General features: G+C 68.3%; 11 protein-coding genes and 1 pseudogene. 5 read left to right on the top strand and 7 right to left on the bottom strand.

All coding sequences use genetic code 11. The annotated features are described in order from the left end of the window. Positions 1-106: pseudogene (locus LZ199_RS36835) on the top strand (IS5-like element ISRso1 family transposase); the annotation flags it as partial. Positions 107-190: 84 nt separating this feature from the next. Here LZ199_RS36835 and LZ199_RS36830 read toward each other — a convergent pair. The 3 genes from LZ199_RS36830 to LZ199_RS36820 all read right to left on the bottom strand — a co-directional run bounded on the left by LZ199_RS36830 (position 191) and on the right by LZ199_RS36820 (position 6,204). Beyond that, complete coding sequence (locus tag LZ199_RS36830; RefSeq protein ID WP_253998469.1) at positions 191-544, bottom strand: hypothetical protein; 354 nt, start codon at positions 542-544, stop codon at positions 191-193. A 267-nt stretch (positions 545-811) separates the two neighbouring features. Beyond that, positions 812-4,780: a MopE-related protein gene (locus tag LZ199_RS36825; RefSeq protein WP_253998468.1), complete on the bottom strand. Its 3,969-nt coding sequence runs from the start codon at positions 4,778-4,780 to the stop codon at positions 812-814. A gap of 263 nt (positions 4,781-5,043) precedes the next feature. After that, positions 5,044-6,204 (bottom strand): hypothetical protein, encoded by a 1,161-nt coding sequence (locus LZ199_RS36820; RefSeq protein ID WP_253998467.1) that lies wholly within the window; start codon positions 6,202-6,204, stop codon positions 5,044-5,046. A 144-nt stretch (positions 6,205-6,348) separates the two neighbouring features. Here LZ199_RS36820 and LZ199_RS36815 point away from each other — a divergent pair, with 144 nt between their 5' ends. Genes LZ199_RS36815 through fliB form a run of 3 tightly spaced genes read left to right on the top strand, consistent with a single transcriptional unit; the run spans position 6,349 to position 11,329 of the window. Next, on the top strand, positions 6,349-9,795 hold the full coding sequence (locus LZ199_RS36815) for a TIGR02266 family protein (RefSeq protein WP_253998466.1): 3,447 nt from the start codon (positions 6,349-6,351) through the stop codon (positions 9,793-9,795). Between the two features lie 33 nt (positions 9,796-9,828). Beyond that, positions 9,829-10,041 (top strand): ClpX C4-type zinc finger protein, encoded by a 213-nt coding sequence (locus LZ199_RS36810; protein WP_253998465.1) that lies wholly within the window; start codon positions 9,829-9,831, stop codon positions 10,039-10,041. Positions 10,042-10,054: 13 nt separating this feature from the next. Next, positions 10,055-11,329: a flagellin lysine-N-methylase gene (fliB, locus tag LZ199_RS36805; protein ID WP_253998464.1), complete on the top strand. Its 1,275-nt coding sequence runs from the start codon at positions 10,055-10,057 to the stop codon at positions 11,327-11,329. Positions 11,330-11,411: 82 nt separating this feature from the next. Here the strand turns inward: fliB and LZ199_RS36800 are convergent, their stop codons facing one another. Next, positions 11,412-12,032: a DsbA family oxidoreductase gene (locus tag LZ199_RS36800; protein ID WP_253998463.1), complete on the bottom strand. Its 621-nt coding sequence runs from the start codon at positions 12,030-12,032 to the stop codon at positions 11,412-11,414. Between the two features lie 224 nt (positions 12,033-12,256). Between LZ199_RS36800 and LZ199_RS36795 the strand changes: the two genes are divergently transcribed. Next, positions 12,257-14,290: a S9 family peptidase gene (locus tag LZ199_RS36795; protein ID WP_253998462.1), complete on the top strand. Its 2,034-nt coding sequence runs from the start codon at positions 12,257-12,259 to the stop codon at positions 14,288-14,290. A 54-nt stretch (positions 14,291-14,344) separates the two neighbouring features. On the opposite strand, the gene LZ199_RS36790 is transcribed toward LZ199_RS36795, so the two are convergent. The 3 genes from LZ199_RS36790 to LZ199_RS36780 form a co-directional block, all read right to left on the bottom strand. After that, positions 14,345-14,623 (bottom strand): hypothetical protein, encoded by a 279-nt coding sequence (locus LZ199_RS36790; RefSeq protein ID WP_253998461.1) that lies wholly within the window; start codon positions 14,621-14,623, stop codon positions 14,345-14,347. Between the two features lie 114 nt (positions 14,624-14,737). Further along, positions 14,738-15,442 (bottom strand): DUF4142 domain-containing protein, encoded by a 705-nt coding sequence (locus LZ199_RS36785; protein ID WP_253998460.1) that lies wholly within the window; start codon positions 15,440-15,442, stop codon positions 14,738-14,740. Positions 15,443-15,643: 201 nt separating this feature from the next. Continuing rightward, positions 15,644-16,006 (bottom strand): DUF1622 domain-containing protein, encoded by a 363-nt coding sequence (locus LZ199_RS36780; RefSeq protein ID WP_253998459.1) that lies wholly within the window; start codon positions 16,004-16,006, stop codon positions 15,644-15,646. Positions 16,007-16,116: the final 110 nt, after the last annotated feature.

Genomic DNA, 16,116 nt, shown 5'->3' with positions numbered 1-16,116 from the left:
GACGCGCCAGCGGCGACTGGCTCGCGACTACGAGCGTCACGAGCACTCGTCCGAAACCTTCATCCACATCGCGATGACCGGCCTCATGCTGCGCCGCCTCGCGTAGCGCTCCATTTCAACAGGCTCTAAGGGGCCGGCGGGACAGGCCGGCCCCTTCATTCATGCAAGCTCCTAGGGCTTGCGTGGACGTCTATTTACGAACCAGGAGGTAGTTGGCGGAACCGCTGTTCCAGTAACCGTCCCGGCCGCTCCACGGGCGGTACTTGTACCGGGTGACGACCTGCCACGTGTACTGGTTGATCTGCACCGCGTAGCACTCAATCTTGATGAGTGCGTTGTCGCCCTCGGAGCCGGGCTCCTCGAATCCCATGCTCTGCGGGGACACGTGGATGACCCAATCGTTCACCGTGCCCGAGGGGACGGTGATGTAGGTGCCGTCGTTCGCCGTCCCAGTGCGGGCATTCTGCGCGAAGCTCTCGCCCGCATACAGACACGTGAAGACAGAGAGCATGGCCAGGAAAGAGAGACTGGTTCGTCGCGACATGGGAACTCCGGGGGTGAGCGCGGGCGTTCCGAGCCCCGCTTGGGCAGCCAAGCTAGGCCGCCGCTGCGAGGATTCAACTGGCCGGCACCCGGGGACAGGGTTCCCGTGAGGCATTGAATGGGTGTGAGGTGTGTGCCCGATTCTTGAGAGATGAATGGCAGGTCGTGCCGAAGGGGCCGCCGGGACTGGCCGGCCCCTTCATTCTGTCAATGAGGCAAGGGCACACTGAATGCGTCAGCGTGGCTCAAGGGAGTGCCCGGATTGCTGTCAATAGTCAGGGATTTGTTCGGGGCAAACCTGCATATAAGGGCATTCCCTGCATCCCTCGTCAACTCTGCCGTCGCAGTTGTTGTCGGCCATGTCATAGCAGACATCCCAATGGCCTGGGGAGACGCTACCATTTGAATCGTCGCAGTCCGATGCGTCGCCGACGTAGCCAGACGGTTGCCCGCAGGATTGATGAGTGATGTACGGGGTGCCGAAGCCGTCCCCATCCGCATCCCTGTACCAAGTCTGGGTAGCCAGGCCCTCATCCGTGGCTCCGTCGCAGTCGTTGTCCAGGGCGTCGCATACCTCCGTCGCGCCGGGGCTGATGTGGGGATTTCCGTCGTGGCAGTCCCCGGTTGCCGTGGTGTGGAACTTGATGGAGCAGCCTAGCGTGCCTGGATGGCTGGAGGAGCCGTAGCCGTCGTGGTCGCCATCCGGGTAGAGCATGCGTAAGGCGCCTTCATCCACCTCTCCGTTGCAATTGTTGTCAGCGTAGTCGCAGAGTTCAGTGGCCCCGGGATGCCAGCTCGACAGCCAGTCGCTGCAGTCATCGCCATTCGCCACATAGCCGCTGGGCTGGGTGCAGGCTGTGGTTGGGATGGTGGCGTTTCCGTAGCCGTCGCCATCCGCGTCCCGATAGAAGGTGAGCAGCACGCCTTCGTCCGTGGAACCGTTGCAATTGTTGTCCAGTCCGTCGCAGCTCTCCGCCCTGCCTGGGGAGACGTTGGAGCGGATGTCGTCACAGTCGTTGGCGTTCGACGCATATCCGCCGGGCTGAGCGCAGGCGAATGTGGTCAGGCTTGCGTTGCCGTACCCATCACCATCGGCATCGCGGTACCACGTAGGCATCACGCCTTCGTCTGCCTGACCATTGCAGTTGTTGTCTGCCCCGTCGCAGACCTCGGATGCGCCAGGACGGATGCTCGCGCTGGAATCGTTGCAGTCGGTGGCGTCCGAGACATAGCCACCGGGCCGCGCACACGCCTGGGTGGGCAGGCCCGCGTTGCCATACCCGTCGCCGTCGGCGTCACGGTAGAAGGTGGACTGCACGCCCTCGTCGGTGGCGCCGTTGCAGTTGTTGTCGGCCCCGTCACAGATTTCCGTGCCACCGGGGCGAATGCTCGCGCTGGAGTCGTTGCAGTCGCTGGCGTTCGCCACATATCCACCGGGCTGCGTGCAAGCGTGGGTCGGCTGGCTTGCGCTGCCGTAACCGTCGCCATCCGCGTCCCGATAGAACGTCGACGTCACGCCCTCGTCCGTGGTGCCGTTGCAGTTGTTGTCCACCGAGTCGCAGACCTCCGAGGCGCCAGGGCGAACGCTGGCGCTGGAGTCGTTGCAGTCGGTGGTGTCCGTCACGTAGCCCGCCGGACGTGAGCAGGCGTGGGTGGGCAGGCCCGCGTTGCCGTACCCGTCACCATCCGCGTCCCGGTAGAACGTCGACGTCACGCCTTCGTCGATGGAGCCATCGCAGTTGTTGTCCACGGAGTCGCACGTCTCCGTCGCTCCCGGCTTGATGCTGGCACTGGCGTCACTGCAGTCGCTGGCGTTCGACACATGCCCCGCGGGCTGGTCGCATTTCAGCGTGGTGGCTGAGGCCGTGCCGTAGCCGTCGCCGTCGGCGTCGCGGTACCACGTCTGGGTGGCGAGGCCCTCGTCCGTGGAGCCGTTGCAGTTGTTGTCCACGGAGTCGCACGTCTCTGTGGCTCCCGGCCGGATGCTCGCGCTGCCGTCGTTGCAGTCGCTGGCGTTCTGCACGTAGCCTGCAGGACGCGCACAGGCATGGGTCGATTGCGCCGCGTCACCGTAACCGTCGCCATCGGCGTCGCTGTACCACGCGCTCATCAGACCTTCGTCGACCTGGGAGTCGCAGTCGTTGTCCACGCTGTCGCAGACTTCATTGCCGCCGGGCTTGATGGCTGCGTCGCCGTCGTTGCAGTCGCTCGCGTTCGACACGTGGCCAGCGGGCTGCCGACAGCCCTGGACGGTCTGTCCGGCGGAGCCGAAACCGTCTCCATCCTGGTCGCGATACCACGCCTGCGTGGCCAGACCTTCGTCTGCCTGCCCATCGCAGTTGTTGTCCACCGAGTCGCACACTTCCGTGGCGCCTGGGTGCAGGCTCGGCTGGGCGTCGTCGCAGTCACCCGCGTTCGGTGCGTGCCCCGTGGGCCGGGCACACGCCTGCGTCGACTGGGACGTCACGCCGTAGTTGTCGCTGTCCTGGTCGCGGTACCACGTCTGGAAGACGAGGTCCTCGTCCGACTGGCCGTCACAGTCGTTGTCCAGACCATCGCAGCTCTCCGAAGAGGCCGCCTGCTTCTGCACGCATTCGAGGGCGCCATGGGTGCAGTACTTCACCCCCTCCCCACAGACGCCCAGGGCCCCCGTCTGGCACGCCACCAGTCCGCCAGGGTTTCCCTCGTCCGACTCGCCATCGCAGTCGTTGTCCAGGCTGTCGCACGCCTCGGGGGACGCCGCCTGGTTCGGCGCGCAGACCACGCTTCCTCCCGTGCAGGCCGTGGTGCCCGCCGAGCACACGCCGAGCTGTCCCGTGGCGCAGCTCTCTCCGCCACTCGGGTTGCCGTCGTCCACCAGACCGTCGCAACTGTCATCCACACCGTTGCACTGCTCCGGCGCGCCCGGGTAGGTGGTGGGCATCAGGTCGTCACAGTCGAGCTCCTCCACGAAGCCGGGGGAGGGCGTGCACGCAGTCTCGGGGCTGAACTCGTCGCCGAAGCCATCCATGTCCCCGTCGAAGTAGAACGTGTTGGTGAGCAGCGTGGACAGAGGCGTGGTCGATGGGGTGGTTGATGTGCTGGCGCTGGTGCCGAGCTGTCCCTGGCTGTTGTTGCCCCAGGCCCACACCGGACATCCCGGCCGCACCGCCACCGCATGCTGGGCTCCCGCCGCGATGGAGCTGGCATCCCCGAGTCCTGTTACGTCCACCGGCGACGCGCTGGTCACCGTCGTGCCATTGCCGAGCTGCCCCGAGGCATTGTGGCCCCAGCTCTTCACCAGTCCGTTGCCCATGATGATGATGGCCATGTTGTGTCCGGCCGCGATGGCCGTGGCGGCGAACACGCCTCCCACCGGCGAGGGCGACAGCACCGGCGTGGAGGAGGCACTGCCGGTCCCCGTCTGCCCGAAGGTGTTCTGGCCCCAGGCCCAGACGTTGCCGAACTGCTCGTCGATGATGAGCGAGTGGCCCGCTCCCGCTGCAATCGCCTTGGCGCGCGGCACGCCCATCACCCGCGTGGGCGTCAGCACCATCGAGGGAGACGTGCTTCCCGTGCCCACCTGTCCTGCGTTGTTGAAGCCCCAGGCCCAGAGCTGCCCATCCGCATCCAGCGCGAGGGTGTGATTCACGCCCGCCGCGATGGCGCGGATGGTCGGCAGTCGCGTCACCTGGACAGGAGAGGACACCGATGCGCTGGTGGAGCCCGTGCCCAACTGTCCCGAGGTGTTCTGTCCCCAGGCGAACACCTGTCCGTCCAACGACAAGGCCAGGGAGAAGCTGCCGTTGGCCGCGATGGCCTGGATGTTGGACAGCCCGGGCACTTGGGTGGGCACCAACACCGTCCCTCCCGTGCTCCCGAGACCCGCCTGACCCGAGGCATTCTGACCCCATGCCCAGACACGCCCATCCACGCCGAGTGCCAGAGAGTGGTATGCGCCGGCGGCGATGGTCTTGATGGCGAGAAGCCCATACACCTTGCCGGGTTGAGGCTGGGTCGTAGGGCTGACGCTGCCCGTGCCCAGTTGGCCGAAGGTGTTCTGCCCCCAGGACCAGACCGTTCCGTCCTTCTCCAGGAAGAGCGAGTGATAGGCGCCCGCGGCCACCTTGCGCGGCACTCGTACGGCAGACAGCTCTTGTCGCTTCGTGTCGAGGATCTCCTGGGAGGGTTCGGGGATGGGCTCTGGCTCTTCCCCGCAGCTCACGGACGCCAGGATGACGAGGACCGCGCTCAGCACGCGGACTCGTGACGCTTCGGGACATGGACTTTTCAAGGCACGGCTCCTGAGGGCCAGCCCAGACCCGGCCTCTCTCGGGTCATGGCTGTTTTGACGGGGCGGAAACCCTGCCGGATGCGGCCTGAGTCAGACGTGTCCTTCGGGGTGTCTGAGATAACCCCGGATGTGTTCGCGCGCCGGAGAGAACGAGAGGCGGAGGCCTTCTAACCCGAGACTGATTGCCAGGGATACCCGCGCCGCCATTCTCCGGGCTGGCTGTCTCGCTAATGCCTTGCAGGCCCGCTGCTGAGGGGCCCGGTCCCCAGCTTCAAATCCTGGTGCAGTCCCTTGTCCCGACTCACCCGCCAGATTTTCTGGTCCAGGTAGTAGTGGTGCAGCGCGAAGCCCCAGATGAAGCCCGCCATGAAGTCCTTCAGCGTCAGGCCCGCGCCCAGCGCGAGCTTCGCGTCGAACCCTCCACAGCCCGGATGCGCGCCGAAGCCACACCCCACGCCCCGGTACACCAGCGTGAAGACCACGCCGCACACCGCGTAGATGAGGAAGCGCTGACTCACCTTCGGCGCCCAGCCGAACGCCGCCGCATCCACGCCCGGCGAGTGATAGCGATTGCGGTGATAGAACCAGACCACGCCGTGGTACTGCACGTTGTGGAACGCCGTCACCGCCACGGCGAACATGATGAAGTCCATCCGCGCTGACACCGACGGCCAGAACACCACCGCCGACAAGCCCACCGCCGCGGCCATCATCAACAGCTTGGGCCCGTTCACCCGCTGGCCCGTCCTCCACCGCCACACCTGCCGCCCCGCGCTCAGCACCACCACCGCGAGCACCAGTGCGAAGCACGCCGCCGCGACGACGGGCTCCCACGTCGGCGTCCCCGTCAGCCCCAACTGCCTGCGCGCCCCCGGATGCGTCACCGCGAACGCGACGAAGGGCGCGAGCAACCCCACGTACAACGTCACGCTGTCGAGCCTCCGGTCCACCAGCGACGTCTCGCCTCCCTTGCGCTGGTACAGCGACATCAGCCCGTAGTGCTGCCTCACCACGTGCCAGTACGCCCACAGCGCGGCGAAGGTGAGGAACAACACGAAGGGCAGCTTGCTGCCCACCACCGCCGACACCGCGAAGCACAGCGGGCCCAACGCGAACCACCCCAGGCTCCCCAGCAGGAGCCCTCGCCGCGTCTTCCACTCCCTCGCGTCCAGGTACGTGCGCGACACCGTCGCGAACAGGTGCGGCCCGTCCAGCACCAACACCCACGCCCACCACAACGCCAGGCTGCTCACGCCTCCCCAGACGTGAAGCCCGACTAGAGCGAGGCTCGCGCAGGCGCCGCCCACCGTGGAAAGCAGGTCATGGCGACGGTCGACCAGCCAGCCAGGACGTGGCGCCTCGGAGGCGGTGAGAGGCAGGGTGCTCATGAGGCTCTCCTCGGAGGCCCCACAAGATACAGGAAGGTGCAGGTAGGCCGCAGGCCCACCTCTCGTCCTCCATTCGCCGGTCGACCGACCAAGGGCCCAAAACCCTCTTGAGCCGGGCGCTGCGTACCGCGATGGTGGTGCGTTATGGATCAAGGCAGGCGCACCACGGACCGGAAGGCAGTCGGTCTGTTGGTGAAGCTCAAGCATGAGAGCGTGGGGAGCTTCGCGGAGGAGTTCGCCACCAACCTGAGCCCGGGCGGGATGTTCATCCGCTCGCGCACGCCCCAGCCCGTGGGGACACCCGTCAAATTCGAGGTGCAGATCGCCGGTGGCGTGCGCGTGCTGCACGGCACCGCCGATGTCCGCTGGATTCGCGAAGTGGGAGACCCCTCGGGCCCTCCCGGCATGGGCCTTCAGTTCCATGAGCTGGACCCAGCCAGCCGCGCCCTCGTCGACATGATGCTCCTCCAGCGCAAGCCGGAGGCCCCCGTCGCCGTCGTCTCGCCGCTGCCCGCCATCGCCCCCTCCGTCGCGCCGCTGGCTCCCGCCATCGCGCCGCTGATGCCCGCCGTGCCGCCCGTGCAGGCCCGGCCCGCACCCCCGCCCGCCGCGAAGCCCGCGCCGCGTCCGGTGGAAGGCATGGCGCTCGACTCGCTCTTCGATGACATCGAGGCGCCGCCCGCTCCCGCGCTCGATGAGCCCTTTGATTTCTCTCCGCCGTCCCTGGCGGATGAGTCCTTCGACTTCTCGCCGCCCCCTGCCTCGGCGGAGAGCGACGTGGACATCCCGCTCGACGAGCTCATCGCGAGCACGCCGCCGCCCGCCTCGCTCCCCGGTGACGAGCCGCTGCCTGGGTTCGACTTCGAGATGGAGACGGGACTCGCGGACGCGCCCCTGGCGCTGGGCGAGGTGCTCGATGAGCCCGTGAGCCTCGACGAAGCGCCTCCCATCGAGGTCGGCATCACGGTGGAAGATGACTCGTCCGCGGGCTCCAGCGGACCGCTCGAGTTCGACATGGATATGTCCGAGGAGGCCCTGGCGCCTCCTCCTGCTCCCCGCGCCGCGCCGGCGCGCGCCAGCGGACCGCTGGAGTTCGACCTGGACCTCAGCGAGGCGATGGAGGAGTCCCCTCCCACGCCCCCCGTGCGCCCCGTCACCGCGCCCGTGCGCACCGCCGCGCCGCCGCCTCCCGCCGCTGCCGCGCGGCCGAGTGGGGGAGCGTTCGAGTTCGACCTGGATTTCAGCGAGGCCGTGGAGGAGGCACCTCCCGCGCCGCCTGCGCGCCCTTCCTCGCCCGCGCGTCCCGTCGCGCCGCCGCCTCCCGCTGCCGCCAGGCCGAGCGGGGGGACCTTCGATTTCGATTTGGATTTCAGCGAGGCCGTGGAGGAGGCACCTCCCGCGCGCCCCGCCGCGCCCGCGCGTCCGTCCGCGCCCCCGCCTCCTCCCGCAGCATCCAAGCCGAGCGGTGGAAGCCTCGAGTTCGACCTGGATTTCAGCGAGGCCGTGGAGGAGATGCCTCCTTCTGCGCCGCCTCCGACGCGGACCTCGCCGCCGCCTCCGCCGTCCGCGAGTCGACCGGCCGGTGGCAGCTTCGAGTTCGACCTGGACCTGTCGGAGGTGAGCGCGAGCCCCTCTCCGGGCGTCGCCGCGCCTCGGGTGCCCGCGCCGGCGCCTCCCGCGGCCCGGCCGCCACCGCCGCCCGCCGCGTTCCAGCCTCCACCCGCGCCGCCCGCGTTCCAGCCTCCTCCGGCTCCCGTGGCAGCGCCTCCTCCGGCGCAGGCGCTGCCCAACGTGCGCCGCGAGGCCCCCAAGCCTCCCGAGCCGGTGGGGACTCCCACGCTGCTCTCCCCGACGGCCGCGAAGCCCGCGACGCCGCTCGCCGCGCCTCCGCTCGATGAGCGGGGCCTTCCGAAGACGGTCTTCCTTCCGCCGCCGCCCGCGCAAATCGTGGGCACGGGGCCGGTCATCGGCATCGACCTGGGCACCACGAACTCGTGCGTGGCGCTGCTGTCCAACGGACGTCCCACGGTCCTTCGCTCGCGCGAGGGCTACAACACGATTCCGTCGGTCATCTCGCTCAACGCGCAGAACAAGCTGCTCGTCAGCCACCGCGCGAAGAACCAGCTCGTGTTGCGCCCGCAGCACACCATCTACGGCGCGAAGCGACTGGTGGGTCGTCCCTACGACAGCGCCGTGGTGAACCAGGTCCGCGAGCGCTTCCACTACGAAATCGTCCCCGACGCCGCCGGCCGCGCCGCCGTGCGACTGGCGGACAGCGTGCTGTCGCTGGAAGAGGTGCAGGCCATCATCCTCCGCGAGTGCAAGGAGATGGCGGAGGCCCACCTCAACCAGAAGGTGGAGCGCGCGGTGGTGACGGTGCCCGCGTACTACTCCGAGCCGCAGCGTGAAGCCGTGCGCAAGTCCGGCATCCTCGCGGGCCTCAAGGTGGAGCGCATCCTCAACGAGCCCACCTCGGCGGCGCTCGCGTACGGCCTCAACCGCGAGCTGAACAAGAAGGTCCTCGTCTACGATTTGGGCGGCGGTACCTTCGACGCCACCATCCTCAAAATCGAGAAGAACGTCTTCGAGGTGCTCGGCACCGGCGGCGACATCTTCCTGGGTGGTATCGACTTCGACAACCTCATCGTCGACTTCCTCCTCCAGCGCTTCCAGGAGAAGGAGGGCATGGCCTTCAACGGCGACGGCATCGCCCTGTCGCGCGTCAGCGACGCCGCCGAGCGCGCGAAGATGGCCCTCTCCGAGCGCGCCACCTTCGAGGTCCACATCCCGATGCTGATGATGGACAACGACGGGCGCCCCAGGGACTTGCGCGTCGTGATGACGCGGCAGGAGCTGGAAAAGATTTGCGACCCGCTGCTCAGCCGCACCGTGGACGTGGTGCGTGACGTGCTGCTGGACGCGAAGCTGAAGGCCAGCGAGGTGGACGACATCATCCTCGTGGGCGGCATGAGTCGCATGCCCCTGGTGCGCGAGAAGCTCAAGGGCCTGTTCGGCAAGGGCCCGCAGGCGAGCGTCAACGCGGACGAGGCCGTCGCCCTGGGCGCGGCGCTCTACTCGGGCTCGGTGGACAAGGTGAGCAGCGTGGTGCTCATCGACGTGCTGCCGATGACGGTGGGCGTGGCGATGCCCGGTGGCGCCTTCAAGCGCGTCATCGAGCGCAACAGCCCGCTGCCCGCCCAGCGCTCGTTCGCCCTCAACACGACGAAGGACAACGAGGAGTCCCTCGAGCTGTCCATCTTCCAGGGCGAGGACAATCACATCTCCGCCAACGAGTACCTGGGCACGGTGCGCATCGAGGGACTGCCTCGGGGACCGAAGGGCTCGGTGCGCGTGGCCGTCACCATCAAGCTCGATTCGGAGTGCGTGCTGCACGTCGAGGCGCGCGAGTACTCCACGCGCAAGGAAGTGAAGGCCACGCTGGCCACGCGTTACTCACCCGAGGAGCTCCAGAAGCAGCTCCAGGTGAGCAAGGAGTCGGTGAAGGCCGCCGAGGAGCGCCGTGGCGCGGACCTGAAGGAGCGCGCGGGTGGGTTCTGGGGCTTCGTGAAGAAAGCGCTGGGCCGCAAGTAGCGGGCACGCCGAGGGATGAAAGGACGGTACGTCGTGAGCCAGCACATTCCTCCCCGGCGGCGCTGCTCCTTCTGTGGCACCGCCGAGCCTCAAGCGGGCCACCTGCAACAGGGCAGTGCTGGTGCCGCCATCTGCGACCCCTGTGTGGTGCGGCTGTTCGCGGAGTTGGATCGGCAGGCCTTCTCCGCCGGCTCGCCTCCGAAGGGGAACCCCACCCCGCTTCACGGTGGCTCGGACGACGCGTGACCTCGGGAGCCCCATGTCGTCTGTCTCCGCGCCTCGGTACCTGACGCGCTTCCAGTGCCTCGCGGAGACGTGCGAGGACACCTGCTGCGCGGGGCTCGTCGTGCCGGTGAGTGAGGCGCGCTGGGGCATCCTTCGTGGCCTGGTGGCCGGTGGCCCCGATGCGGCGCTCGTGGAGGGGCTCGTGGTGCCGGACCCGGGCAGCGGCACGGGCGCCGAGGCCGCGTATGTCACCAAGCGCGAGGATGGGAACTGCTCGTTCCTCGATGAGCGCAAGCTGTGCTCGCTGCATCGGAAGTATGGAGAGGTCGCGTTGCCGGATGCGTGCGCGATGTTTCCGAGAGTCGCCACGCGAAGGGGAGGGCGGCTGGAGGTGACGGGCTCGTTCGGTTGTCCGGAGGTGGTGCGCCTGTGCCTGCTCGCGGAGGATGCGCTGGAGCAGGTGCCGGTGGACGCCTCAATCGTGGCTCGGCCGGAGGTCGCACGCGCGCTGGAGGGCGAGGACGCGTGGATGGTGCACGCCGAGCGGGTGCGTGATGTGGCGCTCAGCATCCTGGAGCGGCGCGAGTTTCCGTTCGCCTCGCGGCTGTTCATGTTGGGGGAGCTGGCGCGGCGGCTGGGGCCCTTCTACTTCCGGGGCACCGAGATGTTCCGGGAGGAGGGCGCGGCGACGCTGCTGACCCAGACACTCGCCATGTTCGAGGTGCCGGAGACGCTGGCCGCGCTGCATGTGGCGGTCTCCGGAGTGTCACTGCCTGGAGGTCCATGGGCGGGTATCTGCGGGACGGTGCTGCGGGCACGTCTGGGTGCGGTCGGGAGTGAGCGGTTCGCGGGGTGGGCTCGCGCGGTGCTGGCGTCCCACGGTGGTCCGCAGGCTTCGCCTGAGGAGGTCTGGGCTCGCTATGGCGCGCGCAGGGCTCGGTTGGAGCCGGTGCTGGGCGAGCGCGTGGAGCAGTACTTCCGGCACCACGCGATGAACCACTGGCTGCGCCATCCATTCACTGATGCGCCATCGGTGCTCGACTATGTCTTCAAGCTGGTGCTGCGCGCGGCGGTGCTGCGCTGGGCGCTGTTCGGCCATCCGACGGTGGTGGCGCTGTGCGAGCGCGAAGACCTCCAGCCCACGGAGGAGGCTCGCGCTCAGCTCGACGCGGCGGCGGTGGAGTGCTTCCAGCTCAGCGCGAAGCACCTTGAACAATCTTCAGAGTTGCACGCGCTTGCCCAGGGACTCTCGGGCGGCGCGGGGCCGGATTCACTGCCCCGGATGCTCGTGCTCCTCCAGGGACTCTGAGCCGCGCCGAGGTCGCCGCACGCGCCTCCACCGCGCGGCCAACCTTCAGCGTGATGAGACAGCGGCGTGAGCCTTCTCGCGCTCACGTCGCCGAGCGGGGCTTCGCGCCCAGTCGCTCCATCGCCTGACGGAACACGGCGATGTCCTGAGCGCCCTGGATGCCGAAGCGGTCTCCCACCACGAACGTCGGCACCGCGCTGACGCCCATCTCCCGCGCCTCCGTCACCGCGTCGTCCACCACCTTCTCGAAGTGCCCGCCCTCCACCGCCTTCTGAAGCGCGTCCGGCTCCAGCCCTACTTCCGTCGCCGCGCCGCGCAGCGTCTCCCACGCCCAGAGGTCCTGTCCCTCGCTCCAGTAACGACGCAGCAGCGCCGCGTGGTACGGCTCCAACTTGCCCTGGGTTCGCGCGTACTCGGTCGCCTGGTGCGCCCGCCGCGTGGACGGGATGACCTCCCGGTCCACCATCGTCAGGCCCTCCTGTGCCGCGCGCACCTTCAACGGGTTGTTGGGGTCCTTCATCTTCTCGCGGATGTGCGCGGGCAACGGCAGCCCCTCCGGCGGCGTCTCCGGACGCAGGAAGAACGGACGCCAGTCCACCTGGATGTCGTACTCCCGGCTCAGCTTTTTGACTTCCTGCAGACCGACGTAACACCAGGGACAGACGAAGTCGGACCAGACGCGGACGGTGACGGGCTCGCTCATGCCCCTCTCACTAACCGGAGTGGCGCGTCACGTCATGGCTTCCGTCTCCCCGCGAGGACTCCGCGAGTGAAAGTCCTCCGCTCCGGGCATACAGCCGCCGCTCGCATGTTCCGACGCCCCAGGGTGGACAGCGTCCAGAGGAGCGGGCACGGTCCACCCCCGAATGCCCCCAACCCGAGCGCTCGCCTGGAGGCCAGCGCCTGGGTCCACCCCAGGAGGACACCTTGTCGCTGTCGCTTGTCGCGGCCCTGGCCATCGCCGCCTCTCCGGCGCCCGCCCGGCCCCAACCGTTCACCCACCACGACATGATTTCGATGCGCCGGCTGAGCAACCCGCGCGTCTCGCCGGACGGAAAACAGGTCGCCTACGTCCTGCGCACCACCGACCTGGAGGCCAACAAGGGCCGCAATGACTTGTGGCTCGTCAACCTGGACGGGAGCGGCGCGCGCCAGCTCACCTCTCACCCCGACTCGGACTCCGACCCCACCTGGGCCCCGGACGGCAAGAGCCTCTTCTTCCTCTCCTCGCGCGGCGGCTCCTCGCAGGTGTGGCGCCTGCCCGTCGACGGCGGCGAGCCCCTCCCGGTGACGAAGCTCCCCCTGGACGTGGGCTCCTTCCGCCTGTCCCCGGACGGCGCGCGCCTGGCCATCTCCATGGACGTGTTCCCCGACTGCGTTTCCGGCCTGGAGTGCAACACCCAGCGCGAGACGGAGCGCTCCAAGCGCAAGGCCACCGGCCGCACCTACGACAAGCTCTTCGCCCGCCACTGGGACACGTGGAAGGACGGCAAGCGCTCCCACGTGTTCGTCGTCCCCGTGGCCGGCGGCACGCCCGTGGACGTGATGAAGGGCATGGACGCGGACAGCCCCTCCAAGCCCTTCGGCGGCCCGGAGGAGTACACCTTCACCCCCGACGGCAAGAGCGTCGTCTTCACCGCGCGCGACGTGGGCCGCACCGAGTCCTGGTCCACGGACATGGACCTCTTCGTGGCCCCCATCGACGGCAAGTCCAAGCCGCGCAAGCTCACCGACAAGAACCGCGCGACGGACACCAGCCCCGTCTTCAGCCCCGACGGCAAGACGCTCGCGTACCTGGCCATGGCCCGCCCGGGCTTCGAGGCGGACCGCTACCGCGTCATCCTGCGCACGTGGCCGGGTGGCCAGGAGCGCGTGCTCGCCGAGGACTGGGACCGCTCCTCCGGCTCGCTCGCGTGGAGCCCGGACAGCAAGACGCTGTACACGGCCGCGGGCCACATCGGCCAGGTGCCCCTGTTCGCGCTCGACGTCGCCAGCGGCAAGGCGCGGCAGCTCACCAAGGACGGCACCGACGACTCGCCCCAGCCCGCCGCCGGCGGCACCCTGGTCTACGTGCATGACGACCTGGACTCGCCCGCGGACCTGCACGTCCTGAACGCGGACGGCACCTCCAAGCAAATCACCCAGGTGAACCAGGACGCGCTCGCGCGCATCCGCTTCGGCGGCTTCGAGCAGTTCGAGTTCCCCGGCTGGAACAACGAGACGGTGCGCGCCTACGTGGTGAAGCCGGTGGACTTCGACCCGAAGCGCCAGTACCCGCTGGCCTTCCTCATCCACGGCGGACCGCAGGGCTCCTTCGGCAATCACTTCCATTACCGGTGGAACCCCCAGGTCTACGCGGGCCGCGGCTACGTGGCCGTCATGGTCGACTTCCACGGCTCCACCGGCTACGGACAGGCCTTCACCGACTCCATCACCGACGACTGGGGCGGCAAGCCGCTGGAGGACTTGCAGAAGGGCCTGGCCGCCGCGCTGCAGCGCTACCCCTTCATCTCCAAGGAGAAGAAGTGCGCGCTGGGCGCGAGCTACGGCGGGTACATGATCAACTGGATTGCCGGCAACTGGCCGGACGGCTTCAAGTGCCTCGTCAACCACGACGGCATCCTCGACGAGCGCATGGGCTACTTCGACACCGAGGAGCTGTGGTTCCCGGAGTGGGAGCACAAGGGCACGCCGTGGGAGAACCCGGACGGCTATGGCAAGCACAGCCCCATCAACCACGTGGCGAAGTGGAAGACGCCGATGATGGTGGTGCACGGCGGCCAGGACTTCCGCGTCGTGGAGACGCAGGGCCTGGGCACCTTCACCGCGCTCCAGCGAAAGGGCATCCCCTCCAAGCTGCTGTACTTCCCGGAGGAGAACCACTGGGTCCTGCGCCCCGCCAACAGCATCCAGTGGCACGACGAGGTGCTGGCCTGGCTGGACCAGTGGACGCGCAACTAGACAGGTGACACCCCGGGGCCCCTCGTCACGCGAGCGGGCCCCGGCTGTTTCTCTTCAGGGAATGACGAAGCACTCGTCGATGCAGTGCTCCAGGTACTCGGAGCAGCTCTTGTCGGCGGCGCAGTCGGCACACTCCGCCACGGCGTCCTTCCGGTCGTCGGTGTCGCGGTCATCCACCCAGTCGTTGATGGTGTCCGCGCACTTCCCTGTGTCGAGGTTGGAGTCGAAGCACTCCTTGCGATGGTCACAGATGGTGTCGGCGTTGCTGGAGCAGCCGGTGAGCACCGCGCTGAGCGCCAGGAGGGTCGTCACTGCGATGGTTCGGATGGACATGGGGCGGTGTCCTAGCGCACCCGGTCTCTTCCTGGAATAGCCTGGACGTGTTGCCTCCGGCGGTTCGCCACGTGTGGAGGTGAAGCGTCCTCCACACGTGGTGGGAGGGCCCGGCTAGTTCTTCTTCGTGCCCATGTCCCCGTGGCCCTGGTGCGCCGGGGTGCCCGGCGTTCCGGAGGGCGTCGCTCCGGAGCCTCCGACGCCCATGGTGTCGTCCAGCTTGCCCAGAATCTGCCAGGCCTGCTCACGGTGGGCGGGCACCTTCTGGGTGAGCTCCTGGAACATGGCGGTCAGCTCGGGGCTGGCGGAGGGCATGCCCTGCTTGGCGGCGAGCACCTTGCCCAGCACCGCGTCATGGTCCGCCACCTGGCCGGCCATGTAACACGAGTCGAAGGGAGGGCCCTGGAGCACCTGGAGCTCCTCCATCGCGGCCTTGTCCGCCGCCATGACCTTCTTCTCCACGTCGTTCAGGGGCTTGGGCATCTCCGCGAGCTTCATGCCCTGGGTCTTCGCATAGTCGGTGAGCTTCTGGTCCATGGCGGTGTGGTCCTTCACCATCATCTCGCCAAAGGCACGCACTTCGGGGTTCTGCGAGTTCTTCTGGGCGAGCTGGCCGAGCTGGATTTCCTGCTGGTTGGCGTAGTGCAGCCGCTCCAGCAGCGCCTTCTCGTCCGTGGGGGCCATGAAGCCGCGATACTCGGCCATGCCCTTCTGCGGAGTGGCGGGCTTCATCGCGGGAGACGGTGTGCCCTGTGCCAGTGAGACGCCGCCGGTGACCAGGGAGACCGCGAGGACAACTCCTTGCAGGGTTCGCTTCATGGGGTGTGGGTCCTTTCAGCGTTGAAAACCAATCAGTGCCGCACTGCGGACACGCACGTTGAGACAGACGTCTGGGGGAAGGCACGTGGGCGTCGCGCCATTCGTGTGGCAGCACACGAACGCCGTGGAGACAGGTCAGGCAGTCAACGGTGGCGCCCGTGACGGGTGTTGGGCTCGCGACGTCTCGGGGCTGCGTGTGCGTCAGCGCGGAGGCACGGAGTGCTCGCGCTCGGGCTGCCACGGCCAGCGGCCCTCGAGCTCCACCGTCAGGGTGAAGCTGAGGAAGGTCCGGACGAGGACGATGAGGCCCAGCACCAGGACATCCCGCAGGGTGGGCTCGTCGCTCACGGTGCGCAGGATGTCGGCGGCGACGAGGAACTCGAGGCCGAGCAGGATGGCGCGGCCCAGGTTCAGTCGGAAGTGGCGATAGGCCTCACCGGCCCGCAGCTCCCGTCGCCGCAGAAGCAGCATGACGAGCGCGAGCAGGGCGCCCAGCACCATGGCGCCGACGCCCGCGGCCTCCATCAGCCGGGCGGACAGCGAGACGAGCGGCCGGATGTCCATGACGACGCCTCCCCGGCTGAACCTGGACACGAGGAGCGCCGGCCTTCAACGGCGGGCAGGGCCTTGGCTGGCGGCTCGCTGTCGGACTCGAGCCGCCCTGGGCCGCGCGG

Origin of the sequence: Myxococcus qinghaiensis (assembly GCF_024198215.1) — a bacterium.
Taxonomy (GTDB): Bacteria; Myxococcota; Myxococcia; order Myxococcales; family Myxococcaceae; genus Myxococcus; species Myxococcus qinghaiensis.
Note: the sequence above shows the minus strand (reverse complement) of the source record. Positions and strands in the feature narration are given on the sequence as shown.

What these genes read in the sequence shown, in the direction of transcription:
- LZ199_RS36820 (WP_253998467.1), bottom strand. Translation starts at nt 6,204, where the DNA reads ATGAGCACCCTGCCTCTCACCGCCTCCGAGGCGCCACGTCCTGGCTGG.
- LZ199_RS36790 (WP_253998461.1), bottom strand. Translation starts at nt 14,623, where the DNA reads ATGTCCATCCGAACCATCGCAGTGACGACCCTCCTGGCGCTCAGCGCG.
- LZ199_RS36785 (WP_253998460.1), bottom strand. Translation starts at nt 15,442, where the DNA reads ATGAAGCGAACCCTGCAAGGAGTTGTCCTCGCGGTCTCCCTGGTCACC.
- LZ199_RS36830 (WP_253998469.1), bottom strand. Translation starts at nt 544, where the DNA reads ATGTCGCGACGAACCAGTCTCTCTTTCCTGGCCATGCTCTCTGTCTTC.
- LZ199_RS36780 (WP_253998459.1), bottom strand. Translation starts at nt 16,006, where the DNA reads ATGGACATCCGGCCGCTCGTCTCGCTGTCCGCCCGGCTGATGGAGGCC.
- fliB (WP_253998464.1), top strand. Translation starts at nt 10,055, where the DNA reads ATGTCGTCTGTCTCCGCGCCTCGGTACCTGACGCGCTTCCAGTGCCTC.
- LZ199_RS36800 (WP_253998463.1), bottom strand. Translation starts at nt 12,032, where the DNA reads ATGAGCGAGCCCGTCACCGTCCGCGTCTGGTCCGACTTCGTCTGTCCC.
- LZ199_RS36815 (WP_253998466.1), top strand. Translation starts at nt 6,349, where the DNA reads ATGGATCAAGGCAGGCGCACCACGGACCGGAAGGCAGTCGGTCTGTTG.